Origin of the sequence: Psychrobacter sp. NPDC078409 (assembly GCF_050268505.1) — a bacterium.
Taxonomy (GTDB): domain Bacteria; phylum Pseudomonadota; class Gammaproteobacteria; order Pseudomonadales; family Moraxellaceae; genus Psychrobacter.
Map to the genome: position 1 here is coordinate 1 of NZ_JBNNGW010000007.1, position 22,132 is coordinate 22,132.

Annotated in this window: 17 protein-coding genes; 12 read left to right on the top strand and 5 right to left on the bottom strand. The window is 42.8% G+C overall.

Annotated features, from left to right (window positions below; genetic code table 11):
* Positions 1 to 625 precede the first annotated feature (625 nt).
* From ACQKC9_RS12490 to ACQKC9_RS12505, 4 genes are all read left to right on the top strand, one after another.
* Positions 626 to 1,456: a p-hydroxycinnamoyl CoA hydratase/lyase gene (locus ACQKC9_RS12490; RefSeq protein WP_427622051.1), complete on the top strand. Its 831-nt coding sequence runs from the start codon at positions 626 to 628 to the stop codon at positions 1,454 to 1,456.
* A gap of 158 nt (positions 1,457 to 1,614) precedes the next feature.
* Complete coding sequence (locus tag ACQKC9_RS12495) at positions 1,615 to 3,063, top strand: aldehyde dehydrogenase (RefSeq protein ID WP_427622052.1); 1,449 nt, start codon at positions 1,615 to 1,617, stop codon at positions 3,061 to 3,063.
* 58 nt (positions 3,064 to 3,121) lie between these two features.
* A complete protein-coding gene (locus ACQKC9_RS12500; RefSeq protein WP_427622054.1) occupies positions 3,122 to 5,014 on the top strand; it encodes a feruloyl-CoA synthase in 1,893 nt (630 codons plus the stop codon).
* A gap of 58 nt (positions 5,015 to 5,072) precedes the next feature.
* The gene (locus ACQKC9_RS12505; RefSeq protein WP_427622055.1) at positions 5,073 to 5,519 is read left to right on the top strand and encodes a MarR family winged helix-turn-helix transcriptional regulator; all 447 of its coding nucleotides are present in this window, start codon (positions 5,073 to 5,075) and stop codon (positions 5,517 to 5,519) included.
* A gap of 278 nt (positions 5,520 to 5,797) precedes the next feature.
* On the opposite strand, the gene ACQKC9_RS12510 is transcribed toward ACQKC9_RS12505, so the two are convergent.
* Positions 5,798 to 6,838, bottom strand: coding sequence for a hypothetical protein (locus ACQKC9_RS12510; RefSeq protein ID WP_427622056.1), 1,041 nt, complete (start codon positions 6,836 to 6,838; stop codon positions 5,798 to 5,800).
* Between the two features lie 493 nt (positions 6,839 to 7,331).
* On the opposite strand from ACQKC9_RS12510, the gene ACQKC9_RS12515 reads away from it, so the two are divergent.
* Positions 7,332 to 8,417, top strand: a complete 1,086-nt coding sequence (locus ACQKC9_RS12515) for a TRAP transporter substrate-binding protein (protein WP_427622057.1) — start codon at positions 7,332 to 7,334, stop codon at positions 8,415 to 8,417.
* Positions 8,418 to 8,719: 302 nt separating this feature from the next.
* On the opposite strand, the gene ACQKC9_RS12520 is transcribed toward ACQKC9_RS12515, so the two are convergent.
* From ACQKC9_RS12520 to ACQKC9_RS12530, 3 genes are all read right to left on the bottom strand, one after another.
* Entirely contained in the window at positions 8,720 to 9,565 is an 846-nt protein-coding gene (locus tag ACQKC9_RS12520; RefSeq protein ID WP_102090618.1) for an IclR family transcriptional regulator, read from the bottom strand.
* Positions 9,566 to 9,785: 220 nt separating this feature from the next.
* Positions 9,786 to 11,018: an MFS transporter gene (locus tag ACQKC9_RS12525; RefSeq protein WP_220455972.1), complete on the bottom strand. Its 1,233-nt coding sequence runs from the start codon at positions 11,016 to 11,018 to the stop codon at positions 9,786 to 9,788.
* 161 nt (positions 11,019 to 11,179) lie between these two features.
* Positions 11,180 to 12,334, bottom strand: coding sequence for an acyl-CoA dehydrogenase family protein (locus tag ACQKC9_RS12530; RefSeq protein WP_427622059.1), 1,155 nt, complete (start codon positions 12,332 to 12,334; stop codon positions 11,180 to 11,182).
* A gap of 329 nt (positions 12,335 to 12,663) precedes the next feature.
* On the opposite strand from ACQKC9_RS12530, the gene ACQKC9_RS12535 reads away from it, so the two are divergent.
* The 7 genes from ACQKC9_RS12535 (at position 12,664) to ACQKC9_RS12565 (ending at position 21,086) form a co-directional block, all read left to right on the top strand.
* Positions 12,664 to 13,440, top strand: a complete 777-nt coding sequence (locus ACQKC9_RS12535) for an enoyl-CoA hydratase (RefSeq protein ID WP_427622060.1) — start codon at positions 12,664 to 12,666, stop codon at positions 13,438 to 13,440.
* A 131-nt stretch (positions 13,441 to 13,571) separates the two neighbouring features.
* Positions 13,572 to 15,137, top strand: a complete 1,566-nt coding sequence (locus tag ACQKC9_RS12540) for a 3-hydroxyacyl-CoA dehydrogenase (protein ID WP_427622061.1) — start codon at positions 13,572 to 13,574, stop codon at positions 15,135 to 15,137.
* 72 nt (positions 15,138 to 15,209) lie between these two features.
* Positions 15,210 to 16,412: a 3-oxoadipyl-CoA thiolase gene (locus ACQKC9_RS12545; RefSeq protein WP_427622062.1), complete on the top strand. Its 1,203-nt coding sequence runs from the start codon at positions 15,210 to 15,212 to the stop codon at positions 16,410 to 16,412.
* Positions 16,413 to 16,581: 169 nt separating this feature from the next.
* Positions 16,582 to 18,270, top strand: coding sequence for a fatty acid--CoA ligase (locus tag ACQKC9_RS12550; protein ID WP_427622063.1), 1,689 nt, complete (start codon positions 16,582 to 16,584; stop codon positions 18,268 to 18,270).
* 167 nt (positions 18,271 to 18,437) lie between these two features.
* Positions 18,438 to 18,917, top strand: coding sequence for an acyl-CoA thioesterase (locus tag ACQKC9_RS12555; RefSeq protein ID WP_427622065.1), 480 nt, complete (start codon positions 18,438 to 18,440; stop codon positions 18,915 to 18,917).
* Positions 18,918 to 19,159: 242 nt separating this feature from the next.
* Complete coding sequence (locus ACQKC9_RS12560) at positions 19,160 to 20,116, top strand: hypothetical protein (RefSeq protein WP_427622066.1); 957 nt, start codon at positions 19,160 to 19,162, stop codon at positions 20,114 to 20,116.
* Positions 20,117 to 20,258: 142 nt separating this feature from the next.
* Positions 20,259 to 21,086 carry a hypothetical protein gene (locus ACQKC9_RS12565; RefSeq protein WP_427622067.1) on the top strand — a complete coding sequence of 276 codons (828 nt, stop codon included), beginning with the start codon at positions 20,259 to 20,261 and terminating at the stop codon, positions 21,084 to 21,086.
* A gap of 47 nt (positions 21,087 to 21,133) precedes the next feature.
* On the opposite strand, the gene ACQKC9_RS12570 is transcribed toward ACQKC9_RS12565, so the two are convergent.
* The gene (locus ACQKC9_RS12570) at positions 21,134 to 22,129 is read right to left on the bottom strand and encodes a glycosyltransferase family 2 protein (protein WP_427622068.1); all 996 of its coding nucleotides are present in this window, start codon (positions 22,127 to 22,129) and stop codon (positions 21,134 to 21,136) included.
* Between the last annotated feature and the right edge of the window lie 3 nt (positions 22,130 to 22,132).

The window sequence follows — 22,132 nt, forward strand, 5'->3', positions numbered from 1 at the left end:
ATCTTGGTGATGTTCCCTGCCATCTCGCTTGTGCTATTGGGGTAGGCTGAACCTAAACCTTCATGTATAACGTTATTGTATGAAGCCATATTGCTAATAAAGCAGTGTGGCTTTTTTATAGAGAGAAGCATTTAAAGAAAAAGCACTTTTTGTAGAAAAGCGCCAGCATCATATGCGCTGAATGTATACCAGTATGTTCGTACTCGATTGAGTATGTTCTGATCAGAGAAGTTGTGTGATTCATACAATATATTGTCAACTAGATTTATAATATATATCTTTTTTTATATTGTGAGGTATGAGGTGTATAGTTTTATTTAGAATCCATATTTAATATAAAGTGTACATAAAGCCAGTTTTATCAATGTTTATAGCTGATTTATAAACATATACGCAAATTTTTGCTCGTGTATTTATGACGAATTTTCTAAAAACGTCTTTACATATTATAAAGTTTATTGATAATATAATCTAAGAATTGATATCAAGGTATTGATAAATAATTTCATAAATTATCAAGTTACTTATTTTTTAATTTACCTATCTTCCAATAGATATCATTACTTTAGATCACACTTACTTATACCGCCTAAGGAAAGTACAACAACAAACAATGGAGCACGTTATGTCAGATTACGAAAACCGCTGGACAACTGTCAAAGTAGAAGTAACAGATAGTATCGCTTGGGTGACTTTCAATCGTCCAGAACAACGCAATTGCATGAGTCCAACACTTAATCGAGAAATGATAGAAGTGTTAGAGACATTAGAACAAGATGCAAATGCAGGGGTCGTTGTCCTTACTGGTGAGGGAAGTGCATGGACAGCAGGAATGGATCTAAAAGAGTATTTCCGTGAGACGGATGGTCAACCTGAAATTGCCCAAGAAAAGACCCGCCGCGATGCTTGTAGATGGCAATGGCAGCTCCTGCGTATGTACAATAAACCAACTATTGCGATGGTCAACGGCTGGTGTTTCGGTGGCGGGTTTTCACCACTAGTGGCTTGTGATCTTGCCTATTGTGCTGATGAAGCGACTTTTGGATTATCAGAAATTAATTGGGGTATACCGCCTGGCAATCTGGTAAGTAAAGCCATGGCTGATACTGTCGGGCATCGTGAGTCTTTGTATTACATTATGACTGGTGAGCCATTCAAAGGTAAAAAAGCGGAACAGATGGGCTTGGTCAATAAGAGCGTGCCACTTGATGAGTTAAAAGCTGAGGTAGAAAAGGTCGCAAAAGTACTCTTGGAGAAAAACCCAGTGGTACTACGCTATGCAAAAAATGGTTTCAAACGTTGCCGAGAGTTGACTTGGGATCAAAATGAAGATTACCTCTATGCCAAACTTGATCAGTGTCTCATGAGAGATCCAGAAAATGGACGTGCCGAAGGTATGCGTCAATTTCTTGATGAGAAGAGCATCAAACCAGGCTTGCAAACCTATAAGCGGTAAACGATCTACAGCGATAGCTTTATAAAACAAACTATAAAAACGATGATAATGCTCTGTTGTAAAGCCCTTCTAGGAAAGGGCTTTCAATATTTTACTAAATCAAAAACGCATGAAAATTTTAAACAGCCTCTACTCTTATCTGGAAAAGGAACTCCAATATGCATCAAGTCCAAATGATTATTAACGGCAAATCGTGCCCCGCAACCAATAACAGTACTTTTGACCATATTGGTCCAACCACTGGTGAAGTAGTCACCAAAGCCGCTGCTGGAACGGCGGATGATGCAAATAAAGCGATTGAAGCTGCTGCCGCTGCTTTTCCAATTTGGTCAGCACTGCCACCGAGTGAAAAAAGGATACGTCTATTAAAAGCTGCCGACTTACTTGCCTCAAGAGCAGACAAGTTTATCGAGATTGGTATGACTGAAATGGGCTCAAGTGGTGCATGGTATGGCTTTAATGTACAGGTAGCGGCTAACATGCTACGCGACGCGGCAGGGATGGTCACTCAGATTCAAGGTGATATTATTCCAAGCGATGCAGAAGGTCGTATGGCGATGGCTTGGCGCGTGCCTTGCGGCGTAGTGGTAGGCATGGCACCGTGGAATGCTCCTATCATATTGGCGACGCGAGCGCTTGCCATGCCGTTGGCTTGTGGCAACACAGTGGTACTCAAAGCCTCTGAAAATTGTCCTGCCACTCATGAGCTGTTGATCCAAACCCTGAACGATGCAGGATTGGGCGAAGGTATCGTTAATCTGGTGACGCATAGTAGCGAAGATGCACCCGGTGTAGTAACGGCGCTAATCGCACATCCAGCTGTCAAACGTGTCAACTTCACAGGCTCTACGCATGTCGGAAAAATCATTGCCAAACAATGTGCCGAATACTTGAAACCTGTCATTCTAGAGTTGGGAGGAAAGGCACCCGTTATTGTCTGTGAAGACGCGGATCTCGAAGAAGCGGCCAGTGCAATCGCTTTTGGTGCTTTTTTCAATCAAGGTCAAATCTGTATGAGTACTGAGCGAGTTCTGGTCAATGAGAGAGTTGCGGACAAACTGATTGAGTATCTTAAATCAAAGATTGATGGTTTTGTCACTGGTTTGCCAACGGATCAAGTACATATCGCTCACGTGATAAGTCAGCAAGCCGCTGATCGTATAAGAGCTTTGGTGGAAGACGCAGAAAACAAAGGAGCTAAGGCCATTGCTGATTATGCTTTTAATGGTACAGCTGTTAGTCCAATTCTGTTAGAACATATCTCTCCTGAGATGCGGATTTATACAGAAGAGTCGTTTGGTCCTGTCTGTACTTTAGAGCGAGTAGCAGACGATGATGAAGCGATTCTAAAAGCCAATGCCTCAGAGTTTGGACTGTCTGCTGCTATCTTTAGCCAAGATATTGGACGAGCAATGAATCTTGCCAAACGTATCGAAAGCGGCATATGCCACATCAATTCTGCCACTGTAGACGATGAGGCACCTATGCCATTTGGCGGTGTCAAATCTAGTGGTTATGGTCGTTTTGGTAGCAAAGCCTCTATCAGCGAGTTCACTGAACTTCGCTGGGTCACTATGCGTAGTACTCCAAAACACTATCCAATCTGATGTAAGGAACATCGAGGAAGAAAAAGGAAGGAAGCAATTAGAAATAAAGGAATATTTTATGACCCAATTTACCTACCATAATTACCCAGAACGAGCGGTTGCTATTGGTGGACACGATGTCTTAGTCCGTCACAGCAATGACCAAAAAAATGACACCATTTATATCACTGCAGTTGAAAAAATACAGGATTATCCAGAGCGCTTGTTCGATAAGTTATATGAGTATGCAGAAAAATATCCAAACAGGCTGCTTATTGCACAACGCGAGTTAGATGAAATAACGGGTAAGCGTGGTGATTGGATAAAATTGACCTATAGTGAGGTGTTGCAAAAGGTTCGCAATATTGCTCAAGCATTATTGAAGTATGATCTGTCGGCCGATCGCCCCTTGATGATATTGTCTGAAAACTCACTGGAAGTGTTTCTACTGATGTTCGGTGCCATGCTTGCAAATGCACCGTTTACATTAGTAGCACCTGCTTACTCATTGGTTGCAAACACGCCTGATAAGCTAAAATATGTCATTGAAAAGCTCACACCAGCGCTCTTTTACGCAGGCGATGGCAACGGGTTTTTGCGTCAGCTTGAGGCGTGCGGTCAGTTGGACAAACCTATCATCACCTCGACAGGAAATATCGATGGTCAGTCATGTCTGCATTTTGATGACTTTCTTATGACGGCGGCTACTGACGAGGTCGAGCAAGGACATTATAAAATCACTGCCGATAGTATCGTGAAGTTTCTGTTTACTTCAGGATCCACAGGCGATCCTAAAGTGGTGCCTACGACTCATCGTATGCTCTGTAGTAATCAGCAAATGCTCAAGCAAACGCTATGCTTAGATGAAAATAATCCGCCTGTATTAGTCGACTGGCTCAGTTGGCATCATACTTTTGGCGGCAGTCATAATCTAGGCGTAGCTCTATATAACGGCGGTGCTTTTTATATTGATGATGGGCGTCCCGTGGCAGGTAAGTTTGACGAAACCATCCGAAACCTGAAAGAGATCTCTCCCAGTCAATATTTTAACGTGCCGATAGGGTGGGCGATGCTGGCAACTGCTTTGAAAAAAGACGACGTATTACGTGATAATTTCTTTAAACATACCAACTTGTTTTTTTTCGGTGGAGCAAGTTTATCGCAAGAGCTATGGCAAGAGCTTGGTGATATCAGCTACCAACACTGCGGTGAAAAAATTCGCATTATGGCAGGATTGGGCATGACTGAAACCTCACCGTCTTGCACCTTTACCACAGGGCCATCGAATGCAACGGCCAACTTTGTCGGTTTTCCTGCGCCTGGCGTAGAGGTCAAACTGGTTCGTCTACAGGACAAATTGGAGCTACGTATTAGAGGGCCACATGTTATGTCGGGTTATTGGCGACATAATGATATCGACTCACAAGTTTCTGACAGTTTTGATGAAGAAGGTTTTTACTGTACAGGAGATGGCGTTAAACCATACGAGCCTAATAGCTACGATAAAGGCTTAGTATATGATGGACGCATCTCCGAAGATTTTAAACTGATGACAGGTACTTTTGTCAATGTCGGCGAGCTGCGTAACCGTATCGTATTACAAGGTGAGCTGATTGATGACGTGGTTTTGACCGGTGAAGGCAAAAGTGAAATAGGGGCTTTGATTTTCGTCAAAGAAAAAATAGCGCGTGAGATTACAGGTCTGAGTGATACTGAACTGACCTGGGTGTTAGAACATGATGCTATACAAACCTATTTTGACGACTTTATAAACAAAATTAACGATGGCTATGACGCGAGCTCAAAACGTATCGCTCGTATCTATTTGATGGAAAATCCAGCGAGTATCATTGAAGGTGAAAAAACGGATAAAGGAACACTCAATCAACGCAAACTGCGTAATAATCGAGTTCAAGAAGCTACAGCACTATACGGTCATGAAGCAGACAAATTGAGGTTTGTAGCGAAATAGATTAAGATAATATCTTATAGCCCTACAATTATTAGTGCTGTCGAGTAAGGAAAACGCATTGAAAGACCTCCAATTAAATAAGCTCATCGACAATGCCACAACGGTCAGTTATAGCATAGGAAAGATAGATAAGCTTATCAGTCAACAGCTCAGCGAAGCACTGCTGGAGGTAGGCGTTAGCCTACCTCAGTTCACCATGCTATCAAACCTACATTTACATGGAGAAATGGCGAACGCCAAGCTTGCTTCAAGATCTTTTATTAGTCCTCAAGCATCCAATCAAATTGTCAAAACCATGGAAGAACGAGGGTGGATAAGTAAATCTGACGATCCCAATCATGGGCGTATCCTTCTGATTGCATTGACACCAGAAGGGCAAGAGGTTTACGAAAAATGCAAGATAAAATCCATGGGCTTTGAGAGCAGAATGTTAGCAGGGCTACCTGCCGAAAATGTTCTTATGCTAAAGGCTACCGTTCAACGGATGATATCGAATTTGAAGTAAATTCCGAGAGAGGTGGGGCATTATCCATTTGAACGAAGGACTGCTAATTTTATAAAGCCGTTACTGCCATGCCAAGTAATGAAGCAAAAACACTAAGTAGTAAGGAAAGTAGCAAAGAAAAAATACGTCGTTATCTATATATTGACTGTGTGTCTTGTTGAGTTTGATGATTGTTATAGCGAATGAGTGATTTGATATGTGAGCAGAAAGGTCGCTTATTGGCGTTACTCATTCGCTATTATTTAGTCATTTAGTCGTTGTCTCGTGTAGTCATTAACTTAGAATCTATATTGGGCCATGACCTCGACTTCTTGTCCTTGTACTCTCCATGGAAGGGTTGTTTCACTTCTATCGCGCCATTCGATACCGACATCGAGATCTGGTAGATACTTATAAATGAGGTTAGCGCTTTTTATATCGATAGAAGTATCTGCATCGTTATTGACCGTGACTTCACCATAGCGCATGTTACCGCGTAGCTTCGGCGTAAAGTTATGTCGATACCCCACACTAAAGCCAGTCTGCGAAACAAGCTCGCCGTCCTCGGCATCACAATTGACACTGAACCCTGTTAGCGCGCCTGTCGTACATACGCCTGAATAGACACCCATACCTTCACCAGTATAAACGCTTCCATGCAAGGATCCATTGCCTAGGGTCAACTTGCCAGCCAACGAAGCACCTATGCCTATGTCTGAGTCCGAACTGTTTTCTATGCCAGTGCCAGCTTCACGGCCAGTCACCGCAAATGTGTAACCCAAATTAGCAATATCATCACTATAGCTTACAACCATATCGGGTACATTGGCGTCATCATATACTGGGTCTTGAGCAGTGACCCGTAGCCCTTTATTGGCATAATGTACGGTTAAATCTGGACGAACATATAGTCCACTACCAGCAATTGTGCCAAAACCTGTACCCCAAAAATCAAGCTGCTCAGTCAAACGCGGAGCCACAGCAAAAAACTGGCCGTTCCAAGTCTTACCAACCGTAAATTTGTCATATTGCAAAAAAGCATGACGCAATCTTAGGTTGGATCCACCAGTGGCATAGTCGCCATAGAAATCCCCTTCAATAAACCCAGTTAATTTCTTGTCATCTATGGTTTTGGTGGTCTTAACGTTGATGCGAGTTTCACGCATGTTTCCTTCAAATTCAGAATCTCCATTGTCTGGAGAAATGAATCTACCTTCTGCTTTGACATAACCACCAATACTTAAAGTAGTGTCTCCCTCTGTGATCAGATCTATTGCTTGTACATTCGTACATACGACTAAAGTGGCTACAGCAAAAGACACTTTTTGTAGATTATGCATACCTTGTATACTCCGTGTTTTTTGAGACTAAAAACAACAGTGCTACCTCTAGGGCGCTGCTATGAATTTAGCCTATATAAAATAGTGCAGATAATCCTATCTAGCACTAACCAACTCCCTTTGGTGTTTAAAAGCACAACCTTCCTAAATAAAAAACTCAACATAGAATGATAATGAGTCACTCTGATGATAGTTATTTGGAAGAAAATACAAGATAGCAATGTGAACGAATTATTGTCAAGCTTATTGATTAAATTATTTGACATAAGCGCAGTTAAGATTCTATTATATGCCTAGTTAATAGGTTTTTTATGACGTTTTTATATATATCGTAATAGTTTAGAATAGGTTTTTATATAAAGTAACTTTATATTTTACATTTATGATTGGGAATATGCTTTCTCATTGAAAACAAGTATATGAGCCAGTAACTGTACGTTTTGGTTAACGTTGTCACCTTCAACTCTCAATATTCAATCAAAAGGATTTGATTATGTTTAGCAACTATTCTAGGGTCAAAGCTAGTCTCACTTTACGCAAGCTCCTGCCTACCATTGCCTTATCGTTTGCGCTTCCAATGACGCTAACAGCCTGTGATAGTGGTGCAAAAACAGAAAGTGCTAGCTCAGATGAAGTGGTTGTATTGCGTATGTCGCATTTTTTGCCTGCGCCATCAGCGATGAACACCCAAGCACTGGAACCTTGGATCAAAAAAATAGAAGAAGAGTCAGATGGCCGTATTAAGATTGAAAACTTTCCTGGATCAACGCTAAGCGAAGCGTCTGAGACTTACGATGCGGCAGTGAATGGAAAAATTGATATTGGTTTGCAGTTGCAGGGGTATAGCAGTGGTCGTTTCCCGCTGTCTCAAATTGCAGAATTACCTGGAATGTCAAACTCAGCCTCGCAGATGAGCTGTATTATGCAGAGCTTATATGATGATGGTACTATCTCAAGCGAGTATGAGGACTCCCATGTTTTGGCCTTGTATGGCTTAGGCCCTGGTGTCTTACATAGCTCTACAGTTATTGAAGAACCTGAAGATCTGAGAGGAATGCGTATTCGTCGGCCATCTGCAGTAGCTGGTGATATCTTAGAGAGTATGGGAGCGGCACCGATAGGAATACCTGCCAATGATATCTACACCTCTTTACAACGCGGTGTTATCGATGGTTTAAGTTTGCAGTGGGACGCAGTTCCGGTGTTTCGTGTGAATGAGTTGGTTAACAATCATACCAATATTCCATTGTACTCATCAGGCTTCGTGATGAATATGAACAAAGCCAAATACGACTCACTTCCTGATGACCTAAAAAAAGTATTGGATGATAACTCTGGTATGGTGTTTGCCAAAATGGTTGGTGAAGTTATTAGTAAAATGGATGTGGAAGCACTGCAAGATGCCAAAGATGCGGGCAGTAATATTATTGATATTGCCGATCCATTAAATGATCCTGCATGGTCAGGCCCGATGAAAAAAGGCACACAAAAATATCTTGCTTCTGTAAGTCAGAGTGGTGTGGATGCCGAATCGATATATCAAAAGGTACGAGAGACCAGTGAAACTTGTAAGGTCTAACATTCAATTCATTATATGCCTTGCAACTGAGCTGTTTGAGCACTGATTGTTTTTAGATAATCAATTACCAAATAAGTCCAAAAAACGATGGTTTTTTGGACTTATTTTTATTCAGTACAGCCGTTTTGAAAATTCACCGAGAACGATTTCAGCCATGCTGTTAGACATAACAGTAATTAGCTCATCTTCTTTTACCGTTGCAGTTACTCTAGATGATTATGAAATAAGATATCTTCATCGCCATCCTATTGCATTCATCAGTCTCAAAGCGGTTGAAAATCTTTTTTGAGCAACAGACCATGCTAGCTAATATACAAATTACTCTCAATCATATTTTTCATATGTAGTAGGCGAGGGGCAATGTCTTCTTCTAGTTTAGTACGACTAAGGATAAAACTTGGTGCGCCGCAGTTAAAAGTAAGCAAGCCTTCTGTTGGGTGCATCAGCGCAATGGCTACCGCGTTGACATCCTTTTGCCATTCACTAATTGAAAAACAATAACCGTAGTCTTCATAGTCTTGAAAGGCTTTATCTAATCCTCGTCTAATCTTTAGCCAATCATCTTTATACTTACTACGAATCGCATTAAGAATAAACTCTTGCTCAGCAGGTGGCATGCTTGCCAAGCAGGCTCTACCCATCGAACTTAAATGAATAGGCAAATAAGAGCCGACATTGCGTTGCATGGTCGTGGTCCCTTGGCCTTGCACAACGTTTAGATACACCATCATCAGTCGATCACGAGTAGCCATGGCAACGGCACTATTGGCATAGTCTGCTAGCTCTTCCATATAAGGAGTCGCAAGGTTATTGATAGAGATATTAGTCATCATCGTATAACCAAAGCTTAGTACCCCTGTTGAGAGCTGGTACTTACTGCTATTGGTCGATTGTTTTAAATATCCCAATTTGACCAATGTATAGGTCAGACGAGTGATGGTTCCTTTAGGAAGTCCTGTCAGTTGACTTAGGTCTTGGTTGCCTAGATAAGGCCGCTGCGGGGTAAAACAACGCAGCAGCTCTAACCCTCGAGCCAACGCTGTGACAAACTGTCTGTCGTTTTTATCTCTCATCTCTGCAATGGGTTCTAACAATTCAATATGCATCTCGTTGTTAGCGTCTTCATCGGCAAGGGTATCATTAGTCATATGTCGTCTATTATCCCCAATCAAATTCATACAAGCGTTATAAAATCACAAAACTTTATTATTCATAGCATTCTGTGAGCTAATATCAGCCCACAGTTACCCACTGTCTCTTTGATTATATTATATCAACTTACTTTCATATTCTCAGCATAGCATAACGAGAAACTATTGTTTCGCTATGCGGTATGAACGGTAGCGTTATACGTTATAAGAGGTATGGTTAGGCTTGTTGTGGATCATATTGCTTTTCTTTAATGAACAAAGTAGGGATAAGACCACATAAGAAGTATGCACCTGCCATAAGTAATAAACCTGCGCCGATAGAGTTATGCATGGCCATATAACCAATGGCAACAGGAGCAATCACAGAGCCAAGCCGTCCAATATTAAATGCACCACCGATAGCAGTACCTCGGATAGCAGTAGGGAAACTTTCGGTTAGATAGGTGGCATTAATGGCATAGGGGATACCATATAAGAAACCAAAGGTGATCATTAACCAACCGATATTTTCTGGAGTATGCATATACACTAGAATAGGAATAAACAATGCGGTGCCCATCGTACCAAAGGCAAATACTATCTTACGTCCGATTTTATCAGCCATGAATCCAGCCACGACTTTGGCAAACATCATAGTCAGGTACGTTCCCGCCATATACAGTGCCATTTCTTTGAACTTGATACCTAATTCAGTTTCTAGATAAGAAGGTAGCCAGTTACTGACACCAAAATAGCCAAATAACAAAAGTCCTGAGCTCATTGACCATAGGATAAACATGATACGGTGTTTCGGATTTTCCATTATCGCTTTGTATGGGTTCTCTGCTTTTTTGAGTGTGTCTAGTGCGCCGCTCAGTTTTAATGCACGAGCGTCTTTCCAAGACTGGGGTTCAGGTACTAAAAAGTACATAGATACTGCCAAAAGTATCGGCAAAAACGTTAGTAGATATAGTGTGCGCCAACCATAGCTAGGGATAATCCAAGCGGATACACTGGTGATAACCAATGAGCCTAAAGTAAATCCAGTCATTAATGCAGCAAGGACGGTGGTTCGATGCTTGGTAGGTACCATCTCTGACATAAGTGTATTGGTAGCGATATAAAGACTACCAAGCCCCAAGCAGGCAATAACCCGTAGCGTGACAAACTGCTCATAGCTCTGCACCAATCCACTAAAACCAGACAATATAGAGAACATGCCAGTCGCAAGAACGATGACACGTACTCGGCCAAAGCGATCGCAAGCCCAACCACCAAAAAACCCACCGATTGCCATCCCAAATAATGACCAACTGCCTAGTGCGCCAGCTTGTACATTGGTCAGTGCAAACTCTAGTTTTAGGCTGGATAAGGTAAAGGCAAGAATACCGATATCAGCCCCATCACATAGTAAAACTAAAAAACAAAAAACAAAGGCCAGTTTCCAAGGTTGTTTTTGGGTGGAGCTCATACTTGGATCTGCAGTTATAGCGACACTTTTCACAATTTATATCCTTAACGTTGTGAGAATGAAAAACTAATTTGATGCGTAGTGGTAAAAATAGAGGGGAACGGTATCAGCATCCTAGCAAATACCGCCGTGCATTTTAGTGGATGAAAAAGTGGTAGGGATTACTCGCTGGCTTCTTTAATCATATTGCGGGCAATGATGACTTGCTGAATTTGTGTGGTACCTTCATATAAACGATATAGACGTACATCACGATAAAAACGTTCAATACCGTAGTCTGCGATATAACCGGCACCGCCATGGATCTGTACCGCTCTATCAGCAACACGGCCACACATCTCAGTGGCAAACATTTTGGCGCATGAGGATTCAGTAACGACGTCTTTGCCTTCGTCACGCAGACGTGCAGCGTCTAACACCATGGATTTGGCAGCATAGATTTCTGCTTTTGAATCAGCGAGCATGCCCTGAATAAGCTGAAAGCTAGCAATCGGTTGACCAAATTGCTTACGCTCGACGGCATAGTTGAGTGCATCATTCAGCATGCGAGTGGCGGCTCCAGTACTGGCTGCTGCAATGTGCAAGCGCCCTTTATCAAGAACTTTCATGGCCGTTTTAAAGCCAACACCCTCAACGCCGCCGATGAGTGCATCCGCCGGTACGACACAATTATCAAAGATCACATCACAGGTATGCGCGCCTTTTTGACCCATTTTTTTGTCAATTTTGCCCAAAGTAATACCAAGCGTGTCGCTTTCGACAATAAATGCTGAAATACCGCCAGAGCGTTTGTTTTGTGGGTCAGTGCGTGCCATGACAGTGAATACACCAGCCTGCGGGGCATTGGTGATATAACGTTTGGTGCCATTGATGATATAAGTATCACCATCTTTAATAGCAGTTGTTTTCAATGAGGCGGCATCTGATCCTGACTCCGGCTCGGTCAAACAGAACGAACCGATGATTTCACCACTGGCCAACCGAGGTAGATACTTCTGTTTTTGTGCTTCAGTGCCATCAATCACTAGGCCAGATGAGCCAATACCATTATTTGTCCCTATTAATGAGCGAAACGCAGGGGAGGTACGTCCTAACTCAAATGCCAGCGTGACTTCTTCTTCCATAGTGACCCCAAGTCCGCCGTACTCTTCGGGTATGGTCAGTCCAAAAAGCCCTAATTCTCGCATTTGCTCAATGATCTCTTCTGGAAGGCGGTCATTTTCTGCAACCCAATGTTCCATAGGGATAAGTTGATCGTTAACGAAGTTACGAATGGTTTGGGTGATGTGGTCGAGGGTCTCTTTATCTCTAATCATATGAATCTTCCTTGTTTGATTGATGCCTGATATCAGTATCGGCTCTGTGACTGTATTAAATAATGTGACGTCCTTGGATAAACAGCATAATCGATGAATTATTAAATTACAATAGTTTTGGTTTAAAAAACCGCATTGCGGTATTTATATAATTGAATATAGCTTTTTAATTTACATTTATTCTAATTTATCAAATTTTTATGCTTCACAAACCAAAATAAACAGTATATATTGATATTAAATACCGCATAGCGATATTTAATATTCAAAATAAATGCTTTATTACGGTGTTTATACTTTATGCAAGAATGATGTTTAAGGAGTCGATCATGGAAGAGCCGCTCATTATTTGTGAGAAAAAAGGAGAGGGCGTGAGTGTCGTTAGACTTAATCGCCCCAAAGTGCGCAATGCACTAAACAGCGAGCTACGTCAACAAATGGCAGATTTGTTCATTCAACTAAATGATGACCCACAAACCAAAGCGATCGTCCTTACTGGTGGTGACAAGGTGTTTGCCGCTGGTGCGGATATCAACGATTTTTTGACTACTAGTACAGCGGATATGTACCTGCGTCATAGTGAGCGCTATTGGAATGCCATTACTAACTGCCGAAAACCCATTATTGCTGCCGTCAATGGTTATGCGCTAGGCGGTGGCTGCGAGTTGGCCATGCATGCTGACATCATCATCGCAGGCAAGTCTGCCAAATTTGGTCAACCCGAAATCAAGATAGGACTCATGCCAGGTGCTGGCGGAACGCAGCGTTTGTTTCGCGCGATTGGCAAACATAAGGCCATGAAAATGGTACTAACGGGCGATATGATCAGCGCTGATGAGGCGGACACAATGGGGCTGGTATCTGAAGTCGTTGAAGATGAGGCTACTATCACACGCGCCATTGAGATTGCTGAGCAGCTATCATATTACTCTCCCATTGCCTTAGCGCAAATCAAGGAAGTCGCAAATCTAGGCATTGATATGCCTTTAGAAGGTGCATTGGCTCTAGAGCGCAAGGCTTTCCAGATTTTGTTCAATACTCACGACCAAAAAGAAGGCGCTAAAGCTTTCTTGGAAAAGCGTCCTGCAGAGTACAAAGGGCATTAATTCCTAGCCGCGTTAATTCATTAGCATGTGAATTCATAAGCACGTTAATTCAAAGCCACATTGTGATTGCTTTTGCAGCAAGTTATCACCTTTGAACCAAAATTTTATAGCAAACTATGTAGAGAGTTATTATGACTGTGAACACAATTGCCATTATCGGCACTGGTATTATGGGCATGGGTATTGCTCAAATTGCTGCTCAAGCTGGTATCCAAGTACTTTTATATGACGCCAAGTCAGGCGCTGCTGAACAAGGACGACAATCCTTGCAAAGTACCCTCGAAAAACTCACTGCTAAAGGTAAGTTTACCGATGAGCAGTTACAGGATATTTTAAGTAATTTAACGGTGCTACAAGAGCTTAGCCAAATTGCGACTGCTGAGGTAGTGGTTGAAGCCATTATCGAAAATCTAGACATCAAAAAACAGCTTTTTGCCCAGTTAGAAGGTGTGGTCACTACCGATACTATTTTGGCGACCAATACCTCCTCCTTATCAGTGACCGCCATTGCTGCTGACTGTGATCATCCAGAGCGCGTGGCAGGATTTCACTTCTTTAATCCAGTCCCTTTAATGAAAATTGTAGAGGTCATTCCAGGTCTGTCTACTCAGCAATCCGTGATTGACGTTCTCTCCGATTTGGCCAAACGTATGGGTCATCTAGGTGTGGTAGCAAAAGACACACCGGGTTTTATCGTCAATCATGGCGGTAGAGCGTACGGCACAGAAGCGTTAAAAATATTGGGTGAGGGGGTAACAACGTTTGAGAATATTGATCAAATTTTGCGTGAAGGCGCAGGATTTCGTATGGGGCCGTTTGAGCTGTTAGACCTCACTGGTATCGATGTGTCGCACCCTGTGATGGAGTCGATTTACAATCAGTTCTATCACGAAGCGCGCTATCGTCCGCATCCATTGACCCGCCAAATGCTAGTAGGTAAAAAGCTTGGTCGTAAGGTTGGTGAAGGGTTTTATCACTATGAAAACGGTCAGAAGTTGTCAACGGTCACTGCTCAAGATCAGTCGTCCGAAGCACTCATATCTGATGCCGTTATTACCTCAGTTTGGGTTGGCGCTGATCTGGTAGAAGACAAAACTCAGCTGGTCGATTACCTAAAGTCTCAGGGTATCACTATCGATGACAACGACAAGCCAAACCCTGATAGTTTAGTTTTACTAGCACCCTATGGCGAAGATACGACCAATGCTGCCATTCGTTATCAAGTTAATCCCAAGCAAGCCGTTGCCATTGATATGCTCATTGGACTAGCAAAGCATCGTACTTTGATGCCAAGTCTCGTCACGCAGGAAACATTTATCGCACAAGCTTATACGTTATTTGGTAAAGGCTTGGATGACAGGGAAGCAACCACACAGCCTGTAGTCGGTGCCACGCTGATTGCCGAAAGCATCGGCTTTGTGGCACAACGTGTGGTCGCTATGGTGATCAATCTCGGTTGTGACATTGCTATGCAAGGGATTGCTTCACCTGAGGACATCGATAATGCCGTCAAGCTTGGGCTAGGTTATCCGCATGGTCCTATCTCTTGGGGCGATCATCTTGGCGCTTCGCGTGTGCTGCTTATTTTAGAGCGCATCTACGGGCTGACAGGCGATCCGCGTTATCGTCCAAGCCCTTGGCTGCAACGCCGCGCCAAGCTTGATATGTCATTGTTTACTCAGCAAAACACTTACTAATTTGAACAACACAGCAATATTGTTAAACCATAAAACCATTATTCAGAGTTAAAAATACGACAAGGAAACGTTATGTTAGATGCCTATATTTATGATGGATTAAGAAGTCCTTTTGGTCGCTATGTTGGCGCATTAGCAACCGTACGTGCTGATGATTTGGTTGCTACCGTGATGAAAGCATTGGTCGAAAAGCACCAGCTATCTGCTGATATCTTTGATGAAGTGTTGCTAGGCAGTGCCAACCAAGCAGGCGAGGACTCTCGCAATATAGCGCGTAACGCGGCTCTGTTAGCAGGGTTGGATGTAACAACTCCAGGTCAGACAGTAAACCGTTTATGTGCGTCAGGTCTGTCCACTGTTGTCGATGCTGCTCGCAGTATTACGTGCAATGAAGGGGATATTATTTTAGCAGGTGGGGTCGAGTCGATGACGCGTGCGCCGTTTGTATTTGCCAAGACAGAACAGCCTTTTAGCCGTGACTTTAAAGTATTTGATACGACTATCGGTAGCCGTTTTCCCAACCCAAAGATTATTGAGCAGTTCGGCAGTGATACCATGCCGCAGACGGGCGATAATGTCGCGCAGAAGTATGGTATTACGCGAGAGGAAGCCGATAAGTTTGCAGCCGCATCGCAAGCCAAGTACCAAGCTGCCAAGCAAGCAGGGTTTTTTGACGATGAAATAACACCTATTACTGTCTCCCAAGGTAAGAAATTGCCTGCAAAAGTAGTCATAGAGGATGAGCATCCGCGTGCCAGCTCTAATATTGAAGCACTACAAAAGCTCAAACCGTTAAACAAAGATGGAATCGTCACCGCAGGTAATGCGTCTGGCATCAATGATGGTGCTGCCGCGCTCATCATTGGCTCAAAGCAAGCAGAGAAAAAGCTAGGCTTTAAACCGATTGCCAAGATCCTATCATCAGGTGCAATGGGTGTTGAACCCAATATCATGGGCGTAGGTCCTGTTGAAGCGATTAAGCTTGCACTAAAGCGTGCTGGTTTGACCCTTGATGATATGTCTGTCATTGAGATTAATGAAGCATTTGCCTCACAGGTACTGGGTTGTCTAAAAGGGTTAGATATTGATTTTGATGATAAGCGTGTCAATCCCAATGGTGGCGCCATCGCTGTCGGTCATCCGCTTGGCGCATCAGGTGCAAGAATTGCCTTGAGTACCGCTCGAGAGCTACAGCGTACGGGCGGCAAATATGCCGTGGTCAGCTTGTGTATTGGTATTGGGCAAGGGCTTGCCATGGTCATAGAACGCGTTTGAGACTCAAAAGCACGCTCGCCCCATTACTGATTATAGTTGATTCAGTTTAGAAGAGAGATAAGGCAACCGAGCGCAGATGTAACTGTGATACTTCAAGTGAGGTTAACGCTGTCACTCTTTTATAGAGGGTTGACTATATCAAGGACAATTTATTATCAAGGAAGATACCATGACAACCATACTCAACGAACACGATAACTACCATCAAGCCGAAGACGCGTATGGGTTTCCGTTAATTATCAAACAGCTACTAAACCGGGCCAAGATTGCTTCCACCAACCAAACCATTAGCTATGCCGACAAAGTCACTTATACCTATGCTGAGTTTTTTAAACGTATTAATCGCTTGGCCAATGTATTAAAAAATATGGGCTTGCAGGCAGGTGATGTGGTCGCGGTCATGGACTGGGATAGTCATCGTTACCTTGAGGCATACTTTGCAGTACCAATGTCGGGCATGATTTTGCAAACCGTTAATGTCCGTCTGTCTGAAGAAAAAGTGCTATATACCGTCAATCATGCTGCGCCAAAAGCCTTATTGTTGAATGCTGAATTTGCGCCGATGATTAAAGACTATCGTGACGATGCGCCTTCTATCGAGCATGTAATGTGGGCTGATGATGCAGATGACAATAAAGCAGAAAGTGATAAAGCTGAGCTGCCAGACTATGTCGATGGCGAATATGAGGCGCTCTTAGCAGCTGCTAGTGACGAGTTTGACTTCCCAGACTTTGATGAAAACACTATTGCTACAACATTCTATACCAGTGGCACGACAGGTAATCCGAAAGGGGTTTTCTTTACTCATCGTCAGATCGTACTACAGACGATGGCAAGCACACTGGCATCAGCGCTCAATGCTGAAGGTCAAGGCGCGCGCTACAACGATGTCTATATGCCGATGACGCCTTTGTTCCATGTACATGCGTGGTGCTGGCCATATGGCGCAACCATGATAGGGCTCAAGCAAGTATATCCCGGGAGATATCTGGCACCAAAACTGGTCGATTTGATTGAGCAGCACAAAGTCACGCTGTCACATGGTGTCCCAGCAATATTGCAAATGCTCCTCAAAGAAATGGCAGAGCGTGGCCGAAAATTCGAAGATCTTAAACTGTTACTAGGTGGCTCAAAGCTTAACGAAGGCTTGGCCAAAGCGGCAATCGAATGTGGCATAGAGTTTATGTCAGGGTTTGGGATGTCAGAGTCTTGCCCTGTACTGTCTCGAGCAGTATTCGATGACAAAACAGAGTCAATGACGCTAGAGGATAACCTTAACTATCGTTGTCTGTCAGGCTCGCCAATTATGTTAGTGTCGATGGAAATTTGGGATGAAAATGGTAAACCACAACCCATGGATGGCAAATCGACAGGCGAGCTTGTGATACGCGCGCCATGGTTGACCCAAAGCTATTTTAAAAATCCTGACGCAGGTAATGAGTTATGGAAAGGCGGCTGGATGCATACTCAAGATATCGCCTGCATGACGGCTGATGGTACGCTAAGCATCACAGACAGGCTCAAAGATGTCATTAAATCTGGCGGCGAATGGGTATCCTCGCTTGAAGTCGAAACCATTTTGTCCTTTCATCCGAGTGTGGCTGATATCGCGGTGATTGGTGTGCCAGATGAGCGTTGGGGCGAGCGCCCCTTGGCATTGATAGTATTAAAACCGGACCATGTCGACACGAAAATGGAAGACATTTTGGCATTGGGTCATCAAGCAGTAGAGAGAGGTCATCTGCCAAAATACGGTGTGCCAAGCGAAGTGAGATTTCTATCAGACATGCCAAAAACCAGCGTCGGTAAACTCGATAAAAAACGCATGCGTTCGATGTACTCAGAAAATCTTATCTAGTCAAACAATCCGGTCACCATCAAATCGACTCTGACAAAAGTGAAAACTTGCATAAACCCTAGTGCTTGATTAAATGCTAGGGATAGGGGAGGTGTGTGAGTCACGAGCACCTTGAGTCACATTCATCCTCTATATAACAAAACCTGTCTAATAAAAAGAGAGAAACTATGGAAGCTGCGCCTACGTTCCCAGAAATACAAGAGATTGTCGCAAGTGATGATAATCACCCATTGCATGACTTTACCGTCGTTTATCCTCAGCAAGTGGAATGGGGTGATATGGACTCCTTTGGTCACGTTAACAACGTTGTCTATTACGAATACTCTCAAAACGCTCGTATCTACTACAACAGGCGGCTTGGTTTATTTAACGAACAGACGTCTTCGGTGATGGCAGCCTCGTCATGTCGATACCTCAAATCGGTTGCTTATCCTGATGAATTATGGATTGGCGTCAAGGTCAAAAAAATCGGTAATTCAAGTCTGATTCATGAATATACCTATTACAGTACGGTGCAGAAAACAGTCGTTGCAATCGGTGAGTCAGTGTTGGTATATCTCGATAAATTGAGTGGGCAAAAAAAACCGATCGATGAGTCACAAAAAGACGCGATTGCTGCGTTAGAGAATATTGACCAAGAAGCGTAACACCCAATATATCGGTCAAATTATGATTGGGGTTTTTAATTAGGAAGTACTTATTAATTAGAAGTTGGTTTTCATCTAAAAGGATTATTTATTTTTATGGATTAAAGAAAATGTAATAGCAATTGGATTGATAAGGATATCAACATAAAACAGGGAAGAAATGAATGATGCTTTATATAAAAAGGTTATCTGTAGGTTTTGCTACGGTTGTAACATGCGTATCTGCACAAGCAATAGATCTTGTGACAACAGGTGACACGACTTTGAGTATCGGTGGTTACATCAAAGCAGAAGGTGCTTTTAACTCTCCTGATGAAGGCGAGTCGGAATTTAAGGGTAATTTACGCCAGTCTCGTATCAATGTTAAGACGACCAAGTCGGTAGATGATAAAAAACTCACGGGGTTTATCGAAGGTGATTTTTATGGCGATTACGCCAAGGGCGGCTCAAATCTGCGTTTGCGTCATGCTTATGTTCAGGTTGATGATTTGACAGTGGGTAAGACTTGGAACGGTCAATTTTTGGCAGTGGCACCTCTGTCTACGGAGCAGCTTGACTTCTGGGGTACTGGTTTGGGCACGGCCTCTGGTGGTGGTTCTTATATTCGTCCAGATTTGACGTTGCACTATACTTATAAGGGGCTACGTTTTACGGCGCAAGACCCTGTTTACGATAATGCGAGCTTACCTGATATGGTGGTAAGCTACAAAGATAAGATATCTAACTTTGACTATAACGTGGCTGTCACGGCTCGTGATGCTGAGAACGGAGATGGTTCAGATGTGGGTATCGGTGTTTCTTTAGCTGGCAAGCTAACACTGGGTAAAGATTCGCTCCATGCTAGTATATATAATGGTAAAGGCATGGGTGCCTATTCTGCCATCTGTGTTGGAGGACCGCTAATTATGAATGGCGGCGTAGACTGTGATGCCGAGGACGGGAAACTTATCTCGCAAACTGGCTATAGCGTAGGATATAAGCATCAATTTACCCAAAAGCTGCGTGGCAACTTGCGCTATGGTGAGGTAAATGTAGACGATGCGGCAGACACTTCTGCCAATGTAAAAAGCGCGAACCTTATCTATGAGTATTTACCAGATCTAGATTTGGGTATTGAGTGGAGAAATCAGGACGTAACGACATTTCCATGGATGCCAACAGGTCAGCAAATTGAAATAATGGCAAAATATGATTTTTGAGTTGAATAAGTAAGAGGTAGGAAGTCGCAGACTTTTATTAAGATAAGGCTTTATCCGTGCACAATAGAGGTAAAGCTTTTTCTATAAAAATCGCTAATAATGCTAAAGTAGCAATCAAAAGTTCACATTAACTAAGGTTGCTATGTCTAATACAGAGTCCAATACAAAAAAACCAATACTTAAACAGAGTATCGCGCTGTCAGAGAATAGCGAATATATATCTAATGACATAAATACAGCGCAATCTGCTTTCTTAACACTACCAGTCGTTATACAGACTGCACTAGATCAAGCTAAACGAGTCATTCTAATTGCAAATAATCCTGCTGTGACCACGATGCAGCTTGAGATGTTGTTACAGCCCGATGATGTCTTGGTGTTATTTAATCACTTTATTCACGCTGATTTTTTTGCCAGCCATCAGTTAGCTAGTTTGTTACCTAAGCTGCTGTTTTTTCGTCAGATTGGTGACAGTAAACTGCATTTTGGCCTACCGCCTAGAAGCAATCATATATCAGTGGTGGAGCAAATGACAGAGACTGCCCCGCTAGGGATACTGATGAGCAACCAGCCTTATCAGTTTCCAACATTAGCTGATGACCCAAGCCCTAATGACGATCCTATCACTGCTCATCGCATCTTAGATATTCCTTCGAACATGCAAAAACTATTATCAAGCACCATTCATCACAGTGTGCTATCCGAGCATCATGAAGTTGTTGCTGACTATCCATGCTTTACCGATATTCATTCGTCAGCACCCTCGTCAGGTTTTCTATTGTATCGGCTGATGCTAGCAGCTCGAGCATACTTACACAGTATTCAAGACACGAAACTACCGTTAGAAATAGTAATGATCGGTTTCAATGACAATGATAAAACTGCTCATTTTTGGCATGGGCATAACTGGGATTTTGAACGTCAGGAAATGAGTCGACCACCTACAGGAGTAACTATTCATCGGTACTAGAATATTGATTAACTAAGCTATGTTTAGCTAGAAATTGCTAAAAGTAGTTAAACATAAGGAGCATCAGGACAATGAGCGTGCTTTATCTCATTGTCGCTAGGCTCTCGTCTTATAACTATCAATGATGATTGTTCTTCGGTCCAATCTATCAGATCCATATCGGAAAACTGTGACAACCATCCTGCCATGGGCCAACAGTGCCATTTTTGATAGAAGCGATTGGCATTGACAATGATACTGTCCAGATGATTGAGTGGTGGCCGGTAGACACTATGCTGCTGATGATAGGCGATATCAGCAGTAAAGGAAAAATCGATACCTAATCGACGAGCTGTAAAGGAAAAATCGGTATCCTCTGCACCATAACCTGTATATTGGGTGTCGAAACCGCCAATTTTATCAAAAGTCTGTCGATTGATAGCGAAGCACAGGCTCCAAAATGCACCATAATCATCAGTCTGTTTGATAGCTGTTTGCTCTGTTAGAGCTTGGTTTGAATCAGCTTCATCAAAATTATAACGATAAGGGTTATAGACAGACAGCTCGTCTAAAACAGAGAAAGGCAGATGGTTAATTTTTAATTGTGCATTTTCTTCTACTGATAAAGGTCGCGTTATATAGCGTGGTTGACCCATCAAAAGCGCATTAGGATATTGCAGAAGCTTCTTATACATTTGCTCAATAAACGTAGGCGCTACGATACAATCAACATCCAAAAAAATCAGCATATCGTGAGTTGCCTGCAGTGCCCCAAGATTACGGTTATGTCCGATATCAAACTCTGCAGTGTTAGTATCGCTACCGTCGTTCACAGCTGATTTGACCGTAGTCGGTAACTTCACGATATTCAATGAAAATTCGGCTAACCGATTGGGATCAGCGTCGTCGTTGACGATAATGACTTCGGCTGGCTTTACACTACTATTTTCTAGACTGCTGAGTAGGTTATAGAGATGACGATTACGACCATAGCAAGTCGTAATGACGGTCATCGATACAGTATCAGAATTCATGCTAGCGTTACTTGTTGGCTGAATGGTCATCGC